This is a genomic window from Colwellia sp. MB3u-4 (assembly GCF_014077065.1).
Lineage (GTDB): Bacteria > Pseudomonadota > Gammaproteobacteria > Enterobacterales > Alteromonadaceae > Cognaticolwellia.
Genome location: NZ_JACGVE010000044.1, coordinates 1 through 20,715, shown reverse-complemented (window position 1 = coordinate 20,715; position 20,715 = coordinate 1). Strand labels below are relative to the sequence as shown.

The 20,715-nt window shown below is 38.5% G+C and carries 21 protein-coding genes and 1 riboswitch; of the genes, 11 read left to right on the top strand and 10 right to left on the bottom strand.

The window, feature by feature from the left end; all coding sequences use genetic code 11:
- Positions 1 to 182: 182 nt before the first annotated feature.
- The 4 genes from H4J61_RS01130 to H4J61_RS01115 form a co-directional block, all read right to left on the bottom strand.
- Entirely contained in the window at positions 183 to 350 is a 168-nt protein-coding gene (locus H4J61_RS01130; protein ID WP_182135709.1) for a hypothetical protein, read from the bottom strand.
- 410 nt (positions 351 to 760) lie between these two features.
- Positions 761 to 1,372: a glutathione S-transferase family protein gene (locus tag H4J61_RS01125; protein ID WP_182182917.1), complete on the bottom strand. Its 612-nt coding sequence runs from the start codon at positions 1,370 to 1,372 to the stop codon at positions 761 to 763.
- A gap of 360 nt (positions 1,373 to 1,732) precedes the next feature.
- Positions 1,733 to 4,840, bottom strand: coding sequence for an efflux RND transporter permease subunit (locus H4J61_RS01120; RefSeq protein WP_182182915.1), 3,108 nt, complete (start codon positions 4,838 to 4,840; stop codon positions 1,733 to 1,735).
- Positions 4,840 to 5,898: an efflux RND transporter periplasmic adaptor subunit gene (locus H4J61_RS01115; RefSeq protein ID WP_182182913.1), complete on the bottom strand. Its 1,059-nt coding sequence runs from the start codon at positions 5,896 to 5,898 to the stop codon at positions 4,840 to 4,842. Before H4J61_RS01115 ends, H4J61_RS01120 begins: the two co-directional genes overlap by 1 nt.
- 658 nt (positions 5,899 to 6,556) lie before the next feature.
- Between H4J61_RS01115 and H4J61_RS01110 the strand changes: the two genes are divergently transcribed.
- The 6 genes from H4J61_RS01110 to H4J61_RS01085 all read left to right on the top strand — a co-directional run bounded on the left by H4J61_RS01110 (position 6,557) and on the right by H4J61_RS01085 (position 12,985).
- Positions 6,557 to 8,623: a M13 family metallopeptidase gene (locus H4J61_RS01110; RefSeq protein ID WP_182182911.1), complete on the top strand. Its 2,067-nt coding sequence runs from the start codon at positions 6,557 to 6,559 to the stop codon at positions 8,621 to 8,623.
- Between the two features lie 191 nt (positions 8,624 to 8,814).
- Positions 8,815 to 8,957, top strand: a riboswitch (cobalamin riboswitch).
- Between the two features lie 200 nt (positions 8,958 to 9,157).
- Complete coding sequence (locus H4J61_RS01105; RefSeq protein ID WP_182182909.1) at positions 9,158 to 10,015, top strand: ABC transporter ATP-binding protein; 858 nt, start codon at positions 9,158 to 9,160, stop codon at positions 10,013 to 10,015.
- 2 nt (positions 10,016 to 10,017) lie between these two features.
- Complete coding sequence (locus H4J61_RS01100; RefSeq protein ID WP_310650018.1) at positions 10,018 to 11,019, top strand: iron ABC transporter permease; 1,002 nt, start codon at positions 10,018 to 10,020, stop codon at positions 11,017 to 11,019.
- Positions 11,020 to 11,024: 5 nt separating this feature from the next.
- Positions 11,025 to 11,630, top strand: a complete 606-nt coding sequence (gene cobO, locus H4J61_RS01095; RefSeq protein WP_182182907.1) for a cob(I)yrinic acid a,c-diamide adenosyltransferase — start codon at positions 11,025 to 11,027, stop codon at positions 11,628 to 11,630.
- Between the two features lie 36 nt (positions 11,631 to 11,666).
- On the top strand, positions 11,667 to 12,560 hold the full coding sequence (locus tag H4J61_RS01090) for a cobalamin-binding protein (RefSeq protein ID WP_182182905.1): 894 nt from the start codon (positions 11,667 to 11,669) through the stop codon (positions 12,558 to 12,560).
- A gap of 257 nt (positions 12,561 to 12,817) precedes the next feature.
- Complete coding sequence (locus H4J61_RS01085) at positions 12,818 to 12,985, top strand: DUF2897 family protein (protein WP_182135663.1); 168 nt, start codon at positions 12,818 to 12,820, stop codon at positions 12,983 to 12,985.
- Between the two features lie 288 nt (positions 12,986 to 13,273).
- Here H4J61_RS01085 and H4J61_RS01080 read toward each other — a convergent pair whose 3' ends face one another.
- The 3 genes from H4J61_RS01080 to H4J61_RS01070 all read right to left on the bottom strand — a co-directional run bounded on the left by H4J61_RS01080 (position 13,274) and on the right by H4J61_RS01070 (position 14,676).
- On the bottom strand, positions 13,274 to 13,711 hold the full coding sequence (locus tag H4J61_RS01080; protein WP_182182903.1) for an acyltransferase: 438 nt from the start codon (positions 13,709 to 13,711) through the stop codon (positions 13,274 to 13,276).
- A gap of 104 nt (positions 13,712 to 13,815) precedes the next feature.
- Positions 13,816 to 14,229, bottom strand: coding sequence for an MAPEG family protein (locus H4J61_RS01075; protein ID WP_310650017.1), 414 nt, complete (start codon positions 14,227 to 14,229; stop codon positions 13,816 to 13,818).
- Positions 14,230 to 14,385: 156 nt separating this feature from the next.
- Positions 14,386 to 14,676 carry a DUF3817 domain-containing protein gene (locus H4J61_RS01070; RefSeq protein ID WP_182182901.1) on the bottom strand — a complete coding sequence of 97 codons (291 nt, stop codon included), beginning with the start codon at positions 14,674 to 14,676 and terminating at the stop codon, positions 14,386 to 14,388.
- Positions 14,677 to 15,239: 563 nt separating this feature from the next.
- On the opposite strand from H4J61_RS01070, the gene H4J61_RS01065 reads away from it, so the two are divergent.
- The 3 genes from H4J61_RS01065 to H4J61_RS01055 all read left to right on the top strand — a co-directional run bounded on the left by H4J61_RS01065 (position 15,240) and on the right by H4J61_RS01055 (position 16,990).
- A complete protein-coding gene (locus H4J61_RS01065; RefSeq protein WP_182182898.1) occupies positions 15,240 to 15,500 on the top strand; it encodes a hypothetical protein in 261 nt (86 codons plus the stop codon).
- Between the two features lie 428 nt (positions 15,501 to 15,928).
- Positions 15,929 to 16,531, top strand: coding sequence for a hypothetical protein (locus H4J61_RS01060; RefSeq protein WP_182182896.1), 603 nt, complete (start codon positions 15,929 to 15,931; stop codon positions 16,529 to 16,531).
- Between the two features lie 3 nt (positions 16,532 to 16,534).
- Positions 16,535 to 16,990 carry a hypothetical protein gene (locus tag H4J61_RS01055; protein WP_182182894.1) on the top strand — a complete coding sequence of 152 codons (456 nt, stop codon included), beginning with the start codon at positions 16,535 to 16,537 and terminating at the stop codon, positions 16,988 to 16,990.
- A gap of 265 nt (positions 16,991 to 17,255) precedes the next feature.
- Here the strand turns inward: H4J61_RS01055 and H4J61_RS17830 are convergent, their stop codons facing one another.
- Genes H4J61_RS17830 through H4J61_RS01045 form a run of 3 tightly spaced genes read right to left on the bottom strand, consistent with a single transcriptional unit; the run spans position 17,256 to position 18,165 of the window.
- A complete protein-coding gene (locus tag H4J61_RS17830) occupies positions 17,256 to 17,381 on the bottom strand; it encodes a hypothetical protein (protein ID WP_259363046.1) in 126 nt (41 codons plus the stop codon).
- 27 nt (positions 17,382 to 17,408) lie between these two features.
- The gene (locus H4J61_RS01050; RefSeq protein WP_182182892.1) at positions 17,409 to 17,816 is read right to left on the bottom strand and encodes a hypothetical protein; all 408 of its coding nucleotides are present in this window, start codon (positions 17,814 to 17,816) and stop codon (positions 17,409 to 17,411) included.
- On the bottom strand, positions 17,803 to 18,165 hold the full coding sequence (locus tag H4J61_RS01045) for a hypothetical protein (protein WP_182182890.1): 363 nt from the start codon (positions 18,163 to 18,165) through the stop codon (positions 17,803 to 17,805). The genes H4J61_RS01050 and H4J61_RS01045 overlap by 14 nt, the downstream gene beginning before the upstream one ends.
- Before the next feature lie 579 nt (positions 18,166 to 18,744).
- Between H4J61_RS01045 and H4J61_RS01040 the strand changes: the two genes are divergently transcribed.
- Both H4J61_RS01040 and H4J61_RS01035 read left to right on the top strand, forming a co-directional pair.
- A complete protein-coding gene (locus H4J61_RS01040) occupies positions 18,745 to 19,761 on the top strand; it encodes a YafY family protein (protein WP_182182888.1) in 1,017 nt (338 codons plus the stop codon).
- Between the two features lie 35 nt (positions 19,762 to 19,796).
- On the top strand, positions 19,797 to 20,471 hold the full coding sequence (locus H4J61_RS01035) for a hypothetical protein (protein WP_182182886.1): 675 nt from the start codon (positions 19,797 to 19,799) through the stop codon (positions 20,469 to 20,471).
- Positions 20,472 to 20,715: the final 244 nt, after the last annotated feature.

Sequence of the window (20,715 nt, the reverse complement as noted above, 5' to 3'; positions counted from 1 at the left end):
TGTTGTGACTTACTTTTTGTAACCAGTCACAATCACCAATGTTGCAATAATAAAACTAAAGCGCTAGTACTAAACACTGGCTATGGTTGCCAAATAAAATTTTTCGAATGATATTTGTCGAGTGAAATTTTTCGAGTAAAACTTTTCTAGTAGAATATTAAAATCAACATTATCACCTAACTTCAGTCGTCGTCATCGTCGATAATATCTGGCGTTACGGCATCAACAACATCAATAGCGCCGCCAACGACAGTGGTTGTTACACCTACAGCGGTAGTCACTACCACACAGCTGGGTAGGCTTAACACCATTAAACTAAAAAACAGAAAACACATTCTTTTTAATATCACTTTTGTTAGTCCTATTTATTTACACTTAGTATCAATCAATTTACTTTTGATTTTCTCTTGCCCGATCCCTAGCCCTTTGTAACACAAATTATGACTATGAAAATTATGAAGTCTACACAGACATACTTCAACTTTATTAACCTAAACTTAGCTGAACTCAACTAAACAATCAGTACGACACTTGCAATGAGTCGATGCTTTGGCTTAAGTTTGCTCACCGGACAGCCTATTGTTTTTTATACTGACGGTAAACGATGTAAAGAGACTCAATGACTAAACTTTACATCATCACCAACGAGTTAATATGGCTGCCCGCTATCGACCACGGCTAGTAAAAAATCTGTCAGGGTTATCTATGCGGTTCATTTATGCAGTTTAGCTATGCCATCCATGATAACTATTATAACACCTTAAGCTTTTGCTGATGGTCTTGAAGAAACTTCAGCGTACCAGCGTTTTAGATTTTTTTGTTCGTCTGCTATTCGAATGTTATTAACTCGATTAAAGTCTATTGAGATGAGCGCTGTAATATCGGCAATAGAAAAGCTATCACCTGCGATGTATTCTGAAGACGCTAAGTGTTGGTCTAAAAATACCAAAAACTTTTTCACATTTTCACCACATTCTTTGCCCCAACCGGGAACAACGTTCATTCGGTCTTTAAAGTAACCACTGGTATGTTGAAAGCACATGCCCGTTGGCATTAATAAAGATAATTCCATACGACGTTGCCATTGCTCTATTATGGCTTTTTCAAGCGGACTTGAACCCATTAATGGATGTTCTGCATTTATCTCTTCAAAATATCGGCAAATGGCCACACTTTCGCTAATCACTGTGCCGTCATCTAATTCTAAAATGGGTATTTTAGCCAATGGGTTTTTCTGTTTGAACGCTTCAGTTAAGTTATCACCGCGTAGAATGTCCATTTGAACAAACTCGATGCCGGTAATTTTTTTCTCATGGAGAAATATTCTTACACGCCTTGCATTTGGTGCTGTTGCTGCTTCATATATTTTCATGGACATTGCCTTTAATAAATTATCTACACCACTTATGATAACAATTATCTCTGCAGCCATGATAACTATTATCATATCCTAGGCTTTTACTGATGGTCTTGAACAAACGTTAGCGTATCCGCAGGTTAGATTTTTTTACTGCTCTGCTATTAGAATATTATTAACTCGATTAAAGTCTATTCTGATAAGCGCGATAATATCACCAAGAGAACAGCGAGCATCTGCGATGTATTTTCAAGACGCTAAGTGCTTATCTAAAAATGCTAAAAACTCCAAAAATGTTAAAAAGGCCAAAAACTTTCACCCAATGAACCTTTATCCCAATCGGAAACAAGGTTCATTGAGTGCTAATGGCGCACCTTAGCCTTTTTGCTCTGCCTCAAGCAATTCAGCTTCAAGTTGATCACTTTCATCGGCCCTAGGTTTAGTAAAAGGTGCAATAAGCTGATATAAAACAGGCGTCAGTAATAAGGTAAATACCACCGCAATCCCCAAACCACCAAATACCACCCACCCAATTGAATTACGTGACTCTGCACCCGCTCCCGTTGATAAAATAAGTGGTAAGCCACCTAGTATAGTTGATATCAAGGTCATCATAATGGGTCTAAAACGAACTTCGGCTGCCATAATGATGGCGGCTTTAACCGTCTTACCTTGATCTCTTAATTGATCAGCAAACTCGACTAATAAAATAGAGTTCTTGGCAATCAATCCAATTAACATCACCAAGCCAATTTGTGAGTAAATATTAATAGACGTACCGGTTAAGTAAAGCGCGAAGATAGCTGACGCTATGCCAAAGGGTACGGTGATCATCACGATGATCGCACTATTAATACTTTCAAATTGAGCGGCTAATACCAACAACACGATCAGAAAAGCGAACAGGTAAGTCATGGCAATTTGATTAGACGTTTCTTCAAACGTCAAGGCTTCACCCAAAAACACTAAACCAATACCAGGCGGTAAGTTGTCATTGCCAATCTCACGCAATTGTTCAACCACATCAGCCATAGATATTTCATCTGGTAGTTCTAGGTCAATTTCAATTGCCCGCCTTTGCGCCTGCCTTTCTAACTCAGCAGCAACACCTTCTTCTGATATGTAGGCAAGACTCGATAATGGCACCAAATTGCCATCGCGAGATTTAACAAACAAATTAGTTAAATCGGAAGGATTACTGGTCGAGCGCCCGCTAGATTGTAAAATTAATGGCACAGCCTGATCACCAATATTTAAATCGGTTATATCATCACCATTGATAGCCGCACGCAAAGTGCTAGAGATATCATTAAAAGGCACCCCTAACTCTTCAGCTCTGCGCCGATCAATATTAATTTTCAATTGTGGTTGAGTTGGCTGATAACCAATTCTGGGACGACCTAACTCGGGTAGCTTTTCTTCAACAATTTTGCTAAAGGCTTGAGCCGCTTCAAAGATGCGTTCGTAAGTATCACCCGTTAGTGCTAATTCTAAGCCACCGCCTTGTCCTCTAAGATTTAAACTATTTGAGCCAAACGCTCGAGCTGGAGCGCCCGGAATAGCCTGTAATTGAGGACTCATTTCGCTAATAATTTCTTGCTGTGATTTACTTCTATTATCCCAGTGTTCTAAAGGTACGGTTATAAAAACAATATTAGGATCCCAACGACCCACCACGGTGTAAATGGAATTAACATCTTCATCTTGCACGTAGGGTAATAATATTTCTTCCATTTTCCGTGCTTGTCTGTCCATATAGTTTAAGCCGGCCCCATCCGGGCCTCGAGCAAAAATACGCACTGAACCTCGATCTTCTGAGGGTAATAATTTATTTTCAATTTCGTTATACAGTGCAGCGGCTGACGCAGCAGCAATGACCGAAATTAATAAGGTTACCCATGCATAACGCAGCGCTAAGCTTAATAAGGCTTTATATTTAGTTAAAACCCAAGTACCAAAGGCACCTAAAGTGCGATCGAAAAGTACATTTTTTTTATTTTTAACCGGTAGTTTTGCTGTTAGTGCAGGGACCAAACTTAAGGCGACAAATGAAGATATGATAACGGCCCCCGCCAACACGCCACCAAACTCTCTGAATAAGCGTCCCGCTGTTGACGGTAAAAAAGCGATCGGAATAAACACCGCAGCCAATACCGCAGTCGTTGCAACAACCGCAAAAAACACTTCTCTAGTACCTAGTACAGCTGCAGCTCTAGAGCCTAATCCTTCTGCTCTTCTGCGTTGAATATTCTCTGATACCACAATGGCATCGTCGACGATTAAGCCAGTACCTAATACTAAGGCTAACAAAGTCAGAATATTAATCGAAAAGCCCAGTACCCACATGATCACTAATGCGCCAACTAACGACACGGGAATAGACAGCGCTGGCACTAAAGTGGCACGAAAGGAGCCTAAAAATAACCACAGTGTGCCTATCACTAATAATACCGTTAAACTTAGCGATAAAATCACTTCATCTACAGAGCCTCGAATAAACTCAGCATCATCAGAGGTGACGACAATATTAAGATCCGCAAAGCGCTTATCAAGATTTTTCACCATAGCTAACACTTCGTCAGAGATTTCTATGGTATTTGAACGCGCCTGACGCACGATACCTAAACCTACCACCGGCATGCCATCTAACCTGACAATACTTCTTGAGTCAGCCGGTCCAAAATAGACACTCGCCACGTCACCAATACGAGTATTACCCGACACGACAATACGTTCAATATCTTCAGGGCTAACTGAGTTAGCACTGGCCCGAACAATAAGCTCTTGATCTGCTGATTTAACACTACCGGCTGGTACGTCAAAAGGTGCTAAACGTAAGGCGGCGGCGACATCTGACATAGATAAGTTAAAACTAGTCAGTCTCAATGCATCCACTGAAACCCGCATCACCCTTTGTCTTTCACCATTTAAAGACACATCAGCAACGCCAGGAATGCTTAAAAACAAAGGCGCTAAATCAACTTCTACCCGCTCGGTGAGTGTTTCCATATCTAAGGTGTCGCTGCTAATCGCTAAACTGACTACCGCTTGAGCGTCACTATCTGCTTTGATAATGGCCAGTCTTTCCACTTCATCAGGCAAATTGCGCTGCACTCTACTGACCGACTCTCTAGTTTCATTGGCCGCGTCTTCAAGATTTGTGCCTGGCCTAAACTCAACCCGAATACGAGAAGATCCCTCTTCACTTGAGGCTCGAATAGATTTAACGCCACTGACTCGCGCAACCGCACCTTCTATTCTGCTGGTGACTTCACTGTCTACGGTTTCTGGCGAGCCACCAGGATAACTGGCCGACACGGTCACCATAGGCCGGTCAACATCTGGTAATTCTCTTATTTCCAAATCATTTATCGCGGCAAATCCTGCTAAAATGATCAGTAAATTAAGCACCATAACCAATACTGGCCGGCGAATAGCTAAGGAAGGTAAATCATTTAATTGCGGCATAGACGGTAATTTCATTATTCGCCCTCAACCTCTTTAACAACATACTCATTGAAAGTGTTCTGTGCTTTTAATGCTTGTCCTTGACGTAATTGCTGCACGCCCTCTACCACCAAAGGTTCGGTTAGGTTAAATTCACCTTCGACTAAAATAGTGCCCCGTAAACGTTCACGAATTTTCACATTAACTCGTGCCGCTTTTTCATCAACCATTTGCCAAACATAAGCACCCGTGGCACTCCATAACAAAGCGGCTTCAGGCACAGCAATATAATCTTGCCCTGGCACCGTCAAGTTAACGCGAAAGCTCATACCGGGTCGGTAAATGTCTTGGCTATTATCGAGTAGCGCTCTGACGCGAATAGTTCTATCTTGCTCGTTAATGCGTGAGTCAACTTGGGCGATACTTGCCTCAATAGTCACTAAACGATTTTGCCAAGGTACTAACTGCACTTGGGGTTGTTGCGACAACAAAGCCAAGGCTATTTCTGGTGCAGTGAAATTGATAAATAATGACCCGCGATCGTCTATGGTGGTGATCACGCTTTGAAGGTTAACTCTGTCACCTACTTGGATGTCAGTTAGGCCTACCACACCAGCAAAGGGCGCTCGTATGATACGCTCTTCTAAGGCTATTTTCGCTTCTTTAACCGCTACGTTTGCCAACTCGAGAGTGGTGATAGAATCATCTAACTCACTTTGTGATGCCGCACCTTTTTTAATACTTTCTACTAGCAGGAGATTTTTTCTGGCCGCATCTTTGAACTCAATTTTGGCTCTTTCCAAGGTAACCGACTGACGTTCGCTATATAACATCATCAATACTTGTGATTTCTTAACTCGCTGACCAGGCTCAAAATTAACCGCAACCACCCTTTCATTGACCGCAGGAAAGAGGGTAACAGATTTAACGGCTTCCGCGGTGCCAACGGCTTCTAAACTATTTTTTTGAGTTTGATAAATGAGTTTTTCAACTATCACCGTCTTTTTATTAGTGTCTTTATCCCCCCAAGACTGGGCAAAGTTTTGGCTACTCATAACAAGTAAGGCGACCAGATAAAATAAACGATTTCGCATAGAATATATTTCTCAATTATCTTCAAGAGGTTAGAGTACGAACATAGACAGTACTCGGATCAATAAAGCTGACGGTAAACAGTAAAGGGTAAAAGGTAAAAATGTAACTGAATGATGACAACTTAGGCCACTAGGGTTATTTAAAGGTCATTAAACTTTGTCCATTAACCCAGCCAAGGCCTGAGCACATAGCTTGCTTAAGTCAGTCTGAGCTGTATTACCCTGACGACTCCCAGCAAATATTTAGTTAGCGGGTTATAAATAGCCATTAAGTTCAACCACATTACTGTTAAATAGGCGCTTAGCATAACAACACTCACTCATCATAAGCGAGCTATTGTAATTTTTCTACTTAGGCTGTTGCAGAATTTTTTAAATTGCTGCTTTTAACAGACAAGTTAACGGCATAATTTTTAACTAAACTAAACCATGAAAAAAAATTACAAAGCTCAGCAGTAAAAGGTAAATAGCAAAAAGGGTTATTAATACCTTAACCAGAAAACATCTACTTATTTTCTGGTGGGTAAACTTTAACATACAAAGATAAGTTAATAATTTGTAGCCAATATTTTATTATCCTAGTAAATCAGCGTGATAGCCTTTAATATATTCTTACTTAAAATAAAAGTTAGTCTACTAAATAAATGGTGAGTATTGAATGAAGAAAATAATAACAACGGCTGTTTGCAGCTCTTTACTATTCATTGCAGCTTGTAATGATAATACCAGCACAAAAACCGCGACTGAAGTACCGGTTATGCAAAAAACGGCTTTGGCATCGGGTATTGATAAAGCCACTATGGACTTGTCTGTTCGTCCACAAGACAACTTCTACCGCTACGTTAACGGCGCATGGTTAAACACTCACGAAATTCCGGGTGACAAAACCGCCATTGGCTCATTTTATGACTTACGTGATGAAGCTGACGACAACGTAAAAGCGATTATCGAAGAATTAGCCGCGACTAAAAATCTAAAAATGGGCAGTGATGAGCAAAAAGTAGCTGACTTATTCCGTTCATTCATGGATCTAGATAGCCGTAACACTGCAGGCACAGCGCCAGTACAAACAATATTTGATGACATTAATGGCTTGAAAGATAAAAATGAACTTGCCACTTTCTTTGGTGAAAATCAAAAAATTGGTGTCGGTAGCCCGCTCGCTTTTTATATCAGTGTTGATGCAAAAGACTCAACACGATATGCCACACATATATGGCAAAGTGGTTTAGGTTTACCGGACAGAGACTACTACTTTAATGAAGCCGAACGTTTTGCAGCATTACGCGCAGGTTACCTTGCTCACATTGAAAGCATATTCGATTTAGCGGGTTTAAAAAACGGTAAGGCCGCCGCTCAAACCATTATGGCGCTTGAAACTAAGTTAGCCGGTTTTCATTGGACCAAAGTTGAATCTCGAGACAGTACTAAGCGTTATAACAAATTTAATGTTGCCGATTTAAACACAATAACAGATGCTTTCAACTGGACCGCCTACCTTGCAGCACAAGGTGTAGCCACGCAGAAAGATATCATCATTAACCAACCTTCATTTATTAAAGGTTTTGGTGAAACATTCGCGGCAACATCATTAGCTGATTGGCAGACTTACCTCACTTTTCACACTCTGAGTAATTTTTCCAGCTCACTTACCGCCGAGTTAACCAATGAAAATTTTTATTTTTATTCAAAACAGTTAAGTGGTCGTGAAGAACAGCGCCCACTGTGGAAACGTGGTGTTGCCGTAGTTAATGACAATTTAGGTGAAGTTATTGGTAAAGTTTATGTTGGCCGTCACTTTAAGCCTGAAGCTAAAACCCGTATGACAGAACTGGTTGAAAATTTACGTGATGCTTACGGCGCAAGCATCGACGAACTAGACTGGATGTCAGAGGCGACTAAAAAATCAGCACGTATAAAACTCGCCAGCTTTGATCCTAAAATAGGCTACCCAGATAAGTGGGAAGATTACACCGCACTAAGCATTAAAAGTGACGATTTAGTCGGCAATACAATACGCTCTGGTACGCTTGCTCACCAAAAAGAACTGGCTAAGCTTGGTGGTCCAATTGACCGACAAGAATGGGCGATGACACCTCAAACTGTTAATGCTTATTACAACCCAACTAAAAACGAAATTGTCTTTCCAGCAGCTATTTTACAGCCACCATTTTTTAATTTAGCCGCAGACGATGCGGTAAACTACGGTGGCATTGGCGCCGTTATTGGTCATGAAATGGGCCACGGCTTTGACGACCAAGGCAGCAAATACGACAGTGAAGGCAACATGCGTAACTGGTGGACTGATGAAGATTTAGCGGCCTTTACCATGCGCGCTGATAACTTAGTGGCACAGTATGGCAACTATGCGGTATTTGATGACTTAAAGGTTAATGGCGAGCTAACCTTAGGCGAAAACATTGGTGATTTATCCGGAGTTACTATCGCTTATAAAGCTTATAAAGCTTCATTAAATGGCAAAGAAGCCCCAGTGATTGACGGCTTAACCGGCGACCAACGCTTCTTTATGGGCTTTGCACAAATATGGCGTGGAAAAATGGTTGAAAAATCATTAAGAAATCGCGTAGCAACAGACCCACATTCGCCAGGTGAGTTCCGTGCACTAGGGGCATTATCAAATATGCCTGAATTTTATAGCGCCTTTGACGTTAAAGCAGGTGACGCTATGTATATCGCTCCTGAGAAGCGCGTTAAAATTTGGTAATATTGGCTTTACTGATGACATAAGAAAAATCACCTTAGGTCTAATTAACGCTTAAAACAAATTGTCAAAATACAGTGACAAAATAAAAAAGGAGCATTAGCTCCTTTTTTTTTACGCCGCTTATAGCGCGTCAAATGACGGTTTTTATTGTAAAGCAGCATACTAAGCCGTAAAATCTCATGCCTAATAATCGATACCTTTAGCCAGATGTTTTGTTATTGTCTTGGCTAATTGATAGGGAACACGGTTAAATTCCGTGACTGTACCCGCAACTGTAAATAGCTTTTAATAAAAGTTATAAGTCAGGACACCTAGTATCACCTATTGTACCAAGCTAATCATGTTAACACCGTGCGGGAATACACGTAAGTTACACTGTCTTTAAGGCATTCGTATCCTATTTTCTGCGCTGTAGTTAGTTTTATTATTCAACATAAGCTTTTGAATTAACCTCTAGGCCGCAATGAAAATATACTCCTTAGTTATTATCCAACATATGCCAGACGTTATTAGCACTAAGCTAGGCTGGCTTTAATGGCAAACTTACTCAGTGTTGAGTCAGTATCTTGGGCTGTTGATAAACAAAGTATTCTTAATAATATTTCATTTGATGTTGCCCGCGGCGATATTATTGGCATTATCGGGCCTAATGGTGCCGGCAAAACCTCACTGCTTAAGTGCATACTAAACCAATACAAAAATTGGCAAGGCGGCATTAAGCTAAAAAATAAAAAAATCAGCGACTACAAACCACATGAATTAGCACAAACATTTGCTTTAGTGGTACAGAACTCGCCCCCGATATTTGATTTAAACGTTTATGATGTGGTTAGAATGGGCTTACTGCCCTATAAAAGCCTCTTTGCTCGTGATAATGATGTAGATAAAAAAGACATTATACTCGCGTTAGAAAAAGTGGGTTTAGCTAGCAGCCAAGCAAAATTTTTTAACACCTTATCTGGCGGCGAACAACAACGGGTATTAATTGCTAAAGCCCTAGTACAAAAAGCAAAAATTTTGGTATTAGATGAACCCACTAATCACTTAGATATTTTCTACCAACATCAAATATTACAACTCGTGAAAGCGTTAAATATTACCGTTATTATGACCATACATGATCTCAATTTAGCCGCACATTACTGTAATCGTTTGCTGCTATTAGATAAAGGCAACTTAGTCAGCGACAATAGTGTTGATCAAGTGCTAAAGCCTGAGCTATTAACCAAAGTTTTTGGTTTACCCTGTTATCGAGATGACGCACAACATTGTGGCGTACCTAGAGTTTACTTCTATCCCGCGGCTGATACTATGATAGCTCATCAATCGGCGGTTAAACCAACGGGGCCAATAAGCTCAACTGAGTCAACTAGTAAAGGTCAGCACTCGTGAGTATTCTTAGCGGCATCAAGGGTAAAAATGTTTGGGTATTTTCAGCCCTTATTGCTTTTACCTTATTCTCCATTATTATGTCGATAACCTTTGGGCCAGCAAGCATTACTAGCCTAGATATATTTCAATGTGTGGTTAATCAATGTGCCTCCACTATGCACGACATGGTGATTTGGCAAATACGTATTCCACGTGTTTTGGTGGGTTTAGTGGCTGGCATGGGGTTAGCTTGTGCGGGGGCAATACTGCAAAATGTAACTCGTAACCCACTGGCCGATCCTTATTTATTTGGCATTATTTCTGGCGCAGGCTTAGGTGCTACCATCGCCACTTTAGTGCTCAGTGACCAACAAGCGCTAGCCTTGCCATTGGCGGCATTTCTTGGGGCATTATTTTCTGTGGTCATTGTCTTTGGTATCGCGACCTTACTGCGTAATATGAACCATTTATTATTAACCGGCATTGCGGTGTCGTTCATGCTTGGCTCTATTAGCCACTTTATTCTTTACCTTGGTGACCCTTTTGCCACCAGCCGCGTTATTTTTTGGTTAATGGGTAGTTTAACGCGCGTTGAAATGTTCCACTTTTATTTGATCAGTGCCATGGTATTACTTACTTTACTGATTATTTTTGCCTTACACCGACAAATAGATGCCCTGTTACTGGGCGATGAAAGTGCGGCAAGCCTAGGCGTTAACGTCAACAAACTGCGTTTAATTCTATTAGCTTTATGTGCAGCAGTGACCGCCGCCATCGTAGCTTATTGCGGTGGTATTGGTTTTGTTGGCCTGATGATCCCACATATTGTTAGGCAACTGGTTGGCGTTACCACCATGCCGTTAATTATTGGCTCCGCCTTGGTTGGCGGATGCTTTTTAGTTTGGGTTGATGTTGCCGCGCGCAGTTTGCTGAGTAATGTCGAAATCCCCATTGGCATCATTACTTCAGCCATTGGCAGTATTTTCTTTTTAGCGATCATGTATCGCACACGTAAAACAGGATAAATCACATGACAACAGATACAGATAAAACTCAAAAACATCAAGCTCGTATGCAACGCCTTAAAGAAAAAGTTGATGCCCGCATTGATTCCGCGCAAGAAGAGCGCGGTTTACTTATTGTTATCACAGGTAATGGTAAGGGTAAATCAACATCAGGCTTTGGCACGCTAGCCCGCGCGGTTGGGCATGGCTATAAAGCGGCGGCATTACAATTTATTAAAGGCGATTGGGCCTGTGGTGAACGTAATTTATTAGAAAACAATGGCGTTGAGTTTCATGTCATGGCGACCGGTTTCACTTGGGACACCCAAGACAAGTCAAAAGACATTGCCGCTGCCGTCAGAGTATGGGAAGAAGCAAAACGCTTACTAAAAGATGAAAGTGTCGACGTGGTTTTACTTGATGAATTAACCTACATGCTGTCATTCAAATATTTAGATTTAGATGAAGTAATTGAAGCTATCGTTAATCGCCCCGCTAAACAGCATGTTATTATCACTGGCCGTGCATGTCATCGCAGTATCATTGAACTTGCCGATACCGTCAGTGAAGTTCAGCCGCTTAAACATGCGTTTGATAACGGCATAAAAGCACAAAAAGGTATTGATTGGTAGCCAATATTGCCGTCATAAAACACAAATGGAATAGTCATGAAATACAGCCAATACCTAGGGATTATATTACTGGGCTTTACTTATATTACGAGCACACAAGCCACAAGTAAAAGTATTGATCATACCGCGGTTATTGATGCGCCTAAACCACGCATCATTGCATTATCACCACACATTGTTGAGATGTTGTTTGATATTGGCGCCGGTGACCAAATCATTGCGACGACTGATCACGCTGATTATCCGCAAGCAGCAAAGAAAATACCCAGAATTGGCAGCGCTTTACGTATTCAGTTAGAGCGGGTCATTGAATTACAACCAGACTTAGTTATCGCTTGGAGAAGTGGTAACCCAAGTGATGATTTAGCCCGTATTAAACAACTGGGCTTTCGTGTGGTTTACTCGCAGCCTAATAGCTTTGAAGATGTCGCTAAAGAGCTGCGCTTGTTTGGGAAACTGTCAGGTCACAGCGCACAAGCTGAAGGTGTTGCGGCTAAGTTTTTAGCGGATTTAGCCAATATCAAAAAGCAATATGGTGATAAAAAACCACTCACTGGTTTTTATGAAGTGTGGTCTAGACCCTTAACCACCATTGCCAAAGGGAGTTGGCCGCAACAGTTTTTAGACGCTTGCAGTATTAGTAATCCATTTATGGCAGCAAAAGCCCAATATCCACAAGTAAATATTGAGCAAATACTGCAAACAAATGTTGATGTTATTATTCAACCCTTATCAAAAAAGCAAGCGGGTAATGATAGTTATGATTGGCAGCAATGGCCGATATTGTCGGCAATTAAACATCAACAAATAATCATCCTTGATGCTGATGTTGTGCATCGAATGAGCACGCGCAGTTTACACGCCCTGACCGATTTATGTCAGCAAGCGGACAAAAGCCGAGCTTACTATCAGCACATGACAGGTGAATAGTATCTAGTGCTGGCTAGTTATTCTAAATACTTATGCTAGATACTTATGCTAAATATTGTGGTAAATATTGGCTATAAATACGGGTTAAACTGACTTTATTAAACCCGTTTAAAACAAGTGATCTTGCTGGCGTGTTGCAAGCATATTCATAAATTACATGCTATTATTCTGTATCGCTACCTGTCTTTTTTTTAGACTAAAAAGATAGATAGCAAACAAGTTTCTTACCCATAAATTTTATTTCAAAGGATATAAATATGACTTTTACCAGCATGTTAATTCTTGTTGTTGCTGTTGGCTCTGTTATCGCCGGTATCTTATTGATCAAGCAATCAGCCAGTAAATTTGAGCTCTCAGACGAACAACAAAAAAAAGTAGATAGCCGAAAGGCAGAACAACTTAAAAAAGATCAAGAGCAGGAATAACTGCTAAATATATAGCGCTGATGCTAAACCTTAATAGCGCTTAAATTTGATAGATGCCAATTTTCAAGGGCTATCCACTTAGCCCAACCGACCACTACATCTTGTGTTTGCTAGACTTAACCTCGTCGATCACTTATGCCACATTCGCGACATTAGGCTTCGACACCGTTTAGCTTACCTGGATTAAATTTTGTATCGATAACGCCCAAATAACTGGCTAAAAATTGTTGGCCGAAATATCGAGGAACGAAAGCAGTCAACTGATTTTTATCCTTATTTATTAGCTTTTTAGGCATACTGACGAGTTGAAAATAAACATGCTGTTATGAGTGATATGTTTATAAATGCTCGAACCAGCCAATGATAATCACTGTATGAAATACCAAGTTTCTTTGTCGCTAAAACTATTAAACTCATTAAGGAAAACCATGGTGTAAAAAAAACCGTTAACTCCCATTTTACCAAAGTTATCGCTAAATCATGTAATGCACCACTAACAGCGAAAGTCATAATAATTGCTAACCATATAGGAAGCAGATCGCTCAGTGGCTTCATTATCTTGCGAGAAAGATAATAACCCCATATTGGATTCCAATATTGCCAAAATAAATAGAACGAACTCGCACCTAACGAACGCTTGAGCATATTAGTCATTGATCCAGATGAGCCAAGAGCTACGCCATTACGCTTTTTAACGTACTCTGATAATGTAATAGTTCTATGCATGCTGACCTTGTATGCCTACGCCTCATTAAGAGGCAAATAATTGTTGGCTAAAATAGGCGACGAAAGAGCAAATAACCAACTGTTATTTGTCCTGCTTGAATGGCTTATATTTTTTGGAGCAACAAGTTTACCCAAAGAACCATAACGCAAATAAATGCCGCAAAAAATGTGAGCATGCGATGCATTACATGATTGTAAGTTATATGGATATATGAATGTACGATGCGCAAAATAGTAAATAACCAAGCAAAAACTAAAGCAAGAAAACTTTCGATACCAAAGCTAATATACAAAGTACATACGACATAAAACAAAGTCGGTATTTCAAATTGATTATTAAAATTTCGAGTCGTTTTTGTAATTATCTCAGGAACGTTTTGCCCACCCATTAACCGATAATATTTCGCACTTACATCACCATTTTTCACACTTGAAAATCGAGCTTTTACCGTTAGAAAACCAACAACAAAAGTTAAAACCACCATTAAAAACATTGGATATAACAAATAAACTTCCACGGGAACTCACCTATGAATAAAAAACCAACGCCCACTTAAGCGGACAAAAACAGTTGGCTAAAATGTGTAGCGAAGCGGAACCTAGCCAACTGTGTTTGTTCCGTTTGAAGTTGTTATGTGCATTCTTGGCATGAGATATGACACGCACTGACTAAATTATGCTACGGACAATGCTTGTTTCGTGGATTCTTTTCGCAAGAACAGTTCGACAATAATAAAAGCAAACGGAACAATAGAAGCTAAAAACAATGCTATCCAAGATAGAAAAGACCAACCTTCTTTCTTGGCTACAACAAATGATAGCGCAATGTAAAGCATGAATAAAACACCATGAAACATGCCAAGATAAGAAACGAACTCTCTGCTTATTACACCAAGCGTAACGCATAAAATAGCTAAGAATGACAAACCCTCAACAACACTGATAATTCTGAAATATTTGAGCATGACACAACCTGTTTAGTTCTAATTTTATCATTGACCTAAACATAAAAAATTAAATGTTCAGGCTTACGGCTTATACACGTTTAGCACATGACGCCCTGTTAATGACTTGCAAATAAAATCAAAGGATTAAGTAAATTAAGCCTAGGGTTTATGCTTTATTTGAAGCACATGTGTAGCGTTTTTACTTACAAAATCATTCTTTAGATAATATCACTGAAATGTCGCTAAATGCCACACTGCTGACCTAAATAATAGATTAAAATCACCCTGTTTTATGTTCACTTTGATACGATAGCGGACGTTCTCCACAGATATAAAAACGCATTAATTTGACTATAAGTATTACCAATTAATCGAATAATCTGACTGGCAAAAATGCCACCAAAGCGGTCATAGGATATTAGTTGAGCCTTATGACAACTATAGCCAAAAGCTGACCTTAACTATTGAATTGATAACGTCAATTTGGAGCCTAAAGCTGTCACTAGTAAATACATTTTAAGATAACACTATCTATAAATCAGGAGCCAAATCAGCTAAGCTACTACGCCTAGTAGTATTAAATGGAATTGGATAAAGCTATGAATTGGAAAGAAAGATTAAAACTTAATGAGGGCGAAGAGCTTAAATTTATAAGTAAACTTGATGCAGGTAGCCTTGGTCAAAAAGAACGTTATAGCTATGAAATAGTTAATAACCAAGGTGCAGTCACAGGTAAAGTTAAATATGTAGAGCACACTTCAATTAAAGCTCCGTTTCCTGAAACATTTACACTTCATCAATATGATCTAGATGAACAAGAAGTTCTCTTTGAACGTTGGTAATTAGAATATAAGCCGTTCAAGAGATAAAAATTACAGTTGGCAGGTTCCGCTCCGTTACACATTTTACCCAACTATAATTTACCTCTTAACGTTATAAGGCTGATGTGCTGTTTATCCCAAAATATTTAGCTCAAAAATTTAATTTTGTAAGCCCTGTTATGATCCAACAAAGAAGTTTATCTTATTATGAAAATATGCGTTTACCACATTAGATATAAAAAAGATCATGGCAATATAGATACTGGCTATATTGGGATAACCAATAACCCCATTAGAAGACAAGCCGAGCATTGGTCAGCTTTAACTCTTCAATCTCATAAAAACTAAAAACTAAAAACTACAAACTACAAAAAGCTTTTGACGATCAACCTGACGACATAGAGTTTATCATTTATAAAGAGTTCTCTGACCGTAAAAGTGCTGAACTTTTGGAAGAAACTCTAAGGCCCTATAAAAATGTAGGTTGGAATATTGCTGTTGGAGGAGACCGAGATTTTAAAGAGCGATTCCAATCTAAGAAATTTAATATTACGAATAAATTCATTGATCAAGATCGTTTTGAAAGCAAATTTTTATTGGTAAATAAAAACTTCACATCGTTAAATTTATTTTGTCGAACAATATTTAAACCTCTTATTAATCACTGGCGAAAGTCTAATCAAGCTGTAATTTTATCAAATTTATTTAAAACGTATTATTTTACTGGTGCAGACAACTTGCAACCTATTGAATTAATTCAACAAGCGTGGAATACCAAAGAGAATGTATTTCAAGGTGACTGGCGAGCAACTCCTCATGATTTAACTGCTGTAGGGTTTGCCATTGCTTTGCAACTTCAACCGATAACCATAGGATTAGCTGACAAACTCAAGTATGCAACAATGCTTGGGAATATTGTTGAGCAAATAATGGTCAATGGTAAGTTGTTTCAATTTAACCAAATTGATGCTTTATTGATAGAGTTGATATTCGAAGAATATCTCGTATTTAACATAGAGCAAAATGAAGCTCTAAAAAGACTGGGATTTTAAATTATGATTGAAATACTTATAGGTGTTGCTGTTGTTGCTGCCGTTATTTTGTGGGGAGTTATTAACCGTCAAGCAAATGAGTTTAACGAGGCTTATAATCCTGTAGCTATTGCTAATGGTCTTGACGATTGCCATGAAATGGCTCGTACCTTAGGTTTTAGAAATATGGTTGAATATGAAAATATGTTTAAGTCACATGGCACCAAAGACAAGCAGAAAATTGCCGAGTCATTAGCGTATGATTATGACCTTAAAATCGTGAGGGGTTTGTCTGGAGAGGAGCTTGAAAAGCAGGCTAAATATGATGCTCATGTTCAAATGATATGTGATACGACTGGTTTAAAAAAAACTCAATGGGAATCTCTTTCAGAGCAAGAGCAAAAAGACATGCTAAATTCACCTAAGTATATTAAACAACATTTGGAATTTATGGAAAGGGTAGCTCAAAATTCAGCGTAAATATAATTTTCCACATGCCCTATATTAACAACAACAGTTAATTTTAAATCATTTCTAGACTAGAAAGATGCCAGCTATAAGTTCTTTGTTGGCTTAACGTCACTAAGCATGAGTGGCGGCTTTGTCGGATCACTTGTCGTTAGATAAACCAAGGTTTATGTCCGCTAACGTATCTTAGTTACCATTAATTGAGGTGATTATTACTTGTGATTTTAGACCGCTTTGAGCTTGCAGGAGGCGCTGATTTCATTTCTTAACCAGTGCCCTATCGACTGGCAATAAAGCCACCATTGCGGTCATTCGTCATTAAACGCACAGTGCGTAAGTGAGTAAATCGCTTCTTCTCTTGTCTGCTATTGATCTCAAAGATGGTATTAACAATTTCACCCATTCGGTACTATCCTAACTAGAATAGGAGTTAACCCGTTGAACAAATAATAGTTGGATTATAAAAGTTAATTTCAGCATCTAGTACGTTATAAACATCGGAACTAACCAAAACAGCTTTTTGACAATCTATTAAGTTTTGTATTGTACTAGCGTATTTCACCCAAGCCTGCCTGTCTTGGTTGAACGTCACGTATATGCTTATAGGATGATTCTCAAAACAATTATATGCTTCTCCTGAAATACGAATGACATAATCATGGGAGCTTTCAGGAAACGCAATTACATTTCCTTCTCTTACGCTCTTGCTTTGTACTTTATTTTGATCACAATTTAATGCTGTTAGGTAGCAACCTAATTTCATTTGGTGATATTCTCGATGCTCAGTAAGCACATCACTTAACTCTGTGATTTTTATTTTTTTATTAGTAATCAACATTATCTCTCTCATGAATTGAAGCAATAGCATCGTCGGCAACTTTTTTATTCACCCATTCAATAGCAATAACGCGTTGCTTAATTTTAATTATGCCGTGGCAGTTTTCAAGTAATATGATCTGACTTTTATATTCAATGAATGCACTTAATAAATGCTGCATGAGATTAAAAAAACCAGACTCTTTATACTTACTAAAATCATCATCAGGCGTTGACCAAGTGCTATAGTCAGCATCTTCCGCTATAGCGCCAAAGACAATAGTGAACTCAGCTTCCCCATAAAGAGTAAACTGCTCTAATAATTGCCGTATTCTACTGTATTCAATACTCATATCACTTTCGTTAAACATAATTTTTAACTAATTACCTACCATGAAAACATCTTAACTCGCTGTGCGACAAGGAGTGTCGCAATAAAATATTTTTTAAGCGACACCAGTTGTCGCGAGAGTCATTATTATGTGTTACGGTAAAACATATATTATCTAAGCTATTAAATTAAATGATTTTTTATTAATATTATAAAAAGGAGTTCACTATTAACGTCGGTATATTTTGGTTTTATAAAAACAACTTAATTGCTAAAAAAATAGCGATTGAAACCTTAGCCCCTGATGATATAGGCATGGTTGATAGTCCCTTTCAACATATAACAGAATGGGAAAAAAAACACATTTACTTACCCCATTTTAAAGAACTTATCGCTAGCGAATACCAAGAACTTCCACGAGGAAGGGTCGTGTATTCTACGTTAGCAAACACAATAACCATTTATATGGATAGCTCATTATTTGCTAACGCATATAAAGAGCAATTAAAAAGTTATTTTGATTTTACTGATTGTAAAATAATCTGGAAAAAAGACAGTCACTATAAAGTTTATAGCCACTGAAAAATCAATAAATTTATCTCCTAGGTAGCACCTTGTTATGTCTAAAAGTACTACATTACGTCATTTAGAGATGTTAAGAAAAATCCCTTTATCACCAGGCAAACCCATAACGACCATTGCCTTACATCAACACCTTACAGATGAAGGGTTTAATGTGAGTAAACGCACTGTTGAAAGAGACTTAGTGAAACTGACCGATATAGGCGGGCTTTATACAGAAGACACAGCAGAAGGTTGCGGTTGGGGCTGTATTCAAAATAACGCGAGCAAATTTAAAGGCATTCAACCAACTGAAGCGCTGATGTTGATTTTATCAGAAAAGCTGCTACTCAAAGCAATGCCTAGTGAATATACCCTTCGAGCAGAAGCACGAATAGCTGACGCTAAATGCACACTCAACTCAGACAATGCATTTAGCAAATGGCAGGAAAAATTACAGGTAATTTCAGAGGGCTATCCATTAATAAATAATAGTAGATTTATATCTGAAAGTGATCGTGAAATTATTTACGAATGCGTGCTATATGAAAACCAAATACAAATTGATTATCAAGCAAAAGATAAAAATACTGCGGTAAATTATTGCCTAAACCCTTTAGGAATAATTATTCGAGGGCAAAGCCATTATCTGGTGGCAACTAAAAAAGATAGCCCTGAGAAACCAATGTTATTTTTATTTCATCGCATTAAAGCTGCTGAAAAAAACCATACAAAAATGGATGCTCCACTTTCTTTTACTCTGCAAGAATACTTCGCCAAAAACCCATCTGGTTGGTTATTAAAAGCAGGTAACAAAATAGAAGTCGTTGAACTAAAAGTAAAGGGCTTTGCACTAGATACACTTACCAACAATCAATTAGCAGATGACCAACAACTTTTACAGACTTCAACTCAATGGACACATGTACAATTTAGTTGTATCCCGAGCTATGACTTAGTCGCGTGGATGTTACGATATGGTGCCGACGTAATATGTCTGGAACCTGAAAATCTTAAAAATAAGGTTATAAATGTTTTACAGCAATCACTAGAACAATATAAATATATAAAATAACTATTAAATGTACTCAGTAGTAGAAAGGAATTGAAATGACAACATTTACAAAAGAACTATCTTCAATAGATCATTACCAAAAATATCCTAACCTTATTCCCTGGATAGGTGATGGGTTTAACGACGCAAAACATAAGTTACTCATTTTGGGAGAGAGTCACTATTTAGATGAAGGTAGTCACTACCACCACAACCCTCAAGAATGGTATGCAGGAATTGATGTAAGTGCTTTTGAAGATTTAGGTTGGATGAAAACAGCAAATATTATACGAAATGGGATAAATAATGGTTGGAAACAAAAATCTAAACTTATTTATAAGAATCTTTCTAAAGCATTAATAGAATCTAAAGTGGAAGAGTTTGATATCGAACAACCTTTTCAAAAACTGTGTTATCTAAATTACTTTCAACGCCCAGCGGAAAAAACAGGAAAATCTATAAAAGTTTCTGATTTAGATTCAAAAAGAAGTTCATCTGTAGTGAATGAAGTCATTGCTATAGTGAAGCCTCATATTGTTGTATTTTCAAGTACCTTGGCTTGGAACCATGCTAAAAAATCTGGATTAATTTCTGAGTTAAAAGAAGGTGGTATAAAGTGTGAACGCGTTCCTCATGCAGGCATGCCTTGGTGGAATAGAGTCTCGAAAAAATACGATAACAAAACAGGAAAGTATTATTTCATCGATTTTATAAAAGATGCTGTGAGCTAATTCTCGTAACAAGTTTTTATATTCATCACGTTAAATGTCCACTTTAATTGTATAAGTGGTCATTTATAAAGGGAATTTTAATTCCTTTGTTATGACCGCTTTGAGCTTAAACAAGCCCTATAAACAAGTTGAGTATTTTGGTTAAAATCAACCTGAATATGATCATGGTTTCACAATAACTCAATGACCGCTTATGGCTCAGCCTGTGTGAAAACGTTTTGATCACTTTTTCGAATAAGCACCG

What these genes read in the sequence shown, in the direction of transcription:
- H4J61_RS01110 (WP_182182911.1), top strand. Translation starts at nt 6,557, where the DNA reads ATGAAGAAAATAATAACAACGGCTGTTTGCAGCTCTTTACTATTCATT.
- H4J61_RS01125 (WP_182182917.1), bottom strand. Translation starts at nt 1,372, where the DNA reads ATGAAAATATATGAAGCAGCAACAGCACCAAATGCAAGGCGTGTAAGA.
- H4J61_RS01080 (WP_182182903.1), bottom strand. Translation starts at nt 13,711, where the DNA reads ATGCATAGAACTATTACATTATCAGAGTACGTTAAAAAGCGTAATGGC.
- H4J61_RS01115 (WP_182182913.1), bottom strand. Translation starts at nt 5,898, where the DNA reads ATGCGAAATCGTTTATTTTATCTGGTCGCCTTACTTGTTATGAGTAGC.
- H4J61_RS01055 (WP_182182894.1), top strand. Translation starts at nt 16,535, where the DNA reads ATGATTGAAATACTTATAGGTGTTGCTGTTGTTGCTGCCGTTATTTTG.
- H4J61_RS01120 (WP_182182915.1), bottom strand. Translation starts at nt 4,840, where the DNA reads ATGAAATTACCGTCTATGCCGCAATTAAATGATTTACCTTCCTTAGCT.
- H4J61_RS01040 (WP_182182888.1), top strand. Translation starts at nt 18,745, where the DNA reads ATGTCTAAAAGTACTACATTACGTCATTTAGAGATGTTAAGAAAAATC.
- cobO (WP_182182907.1), top strand. Translation starts at nt 11,025, where the DNA reads ATGACAACAGATACAGATAAAACTCAAAAACATCAAGCTCGTATGCAA.
- H4J61_RS01090 (WP_182182905.1), top strand. Translation starts at nt 11,667, where the DNA reads ATGAAATACAGCCAATACCTAGGGATTATATTACTGGGCTTTACTTAT.
- H4J61_RS01065 (WP_182182898.1), top strand. Translation starts at nt 15,240, where the DNA reads ATGGAATTGGATAAAGCTATGAATTGGAAAGAAAGATTAAAACTTAAT.
- H4J61_RS01085 (WP_182135663.1), top strand. Translation starts at nt 12,818, where the DNA reads ATGACTTTTACCAGCATGTTAATTCTTGTTGTTGCTGTTGGCTCTGTT.
- H4J61_RS01045 (WP_182182890.1), bottom strand. Translation starts at nt 18,165, where the DNA reads ATGTTTAACGAAAGTGATATGAGTATTGAATACAGTAGAATACGGCAA.
- H4J61_RS17830 (WP_259363046.1), bottom strand. Translation starts at nt 17,381, where the DNA reads ATGGGTGAAATTGTTAATACCATCTTTGAGATCAATAGCAGACAAGAG.
- H4J61_RS01105 (WP_182182909.1), top strand. Translation starts at nt 9,158, where the DNA reads ATGGCAAACTTACTCAGTGTTGAGTCAGTATCTTGGGCTGTTGATAAA.
- H4J61_RS01070 (WP_182182901.1), bottom strand. Translation starts at nt 14,676, where the DNA reads ATGCTCAAATATTTCAGAATTATCAGTGTTGTTGAGGGTTTGTCATTC.
- H4J61_RS01050 (WP_182182892.1), bottom strand. Translation starts at nt 17,816, where the DNA reads ATGTTGATTACTAATAAAAAAATAAAAATCACAGAGTTAAGTGATGTG.
- H4J61_RS01035 (WP_182182886.1), top strand. Translation starts at nt 19,797, where the DNA reads ATGACAACATTTACAAAAGAACTATCTTCAATAGATCATTACCAAAAA.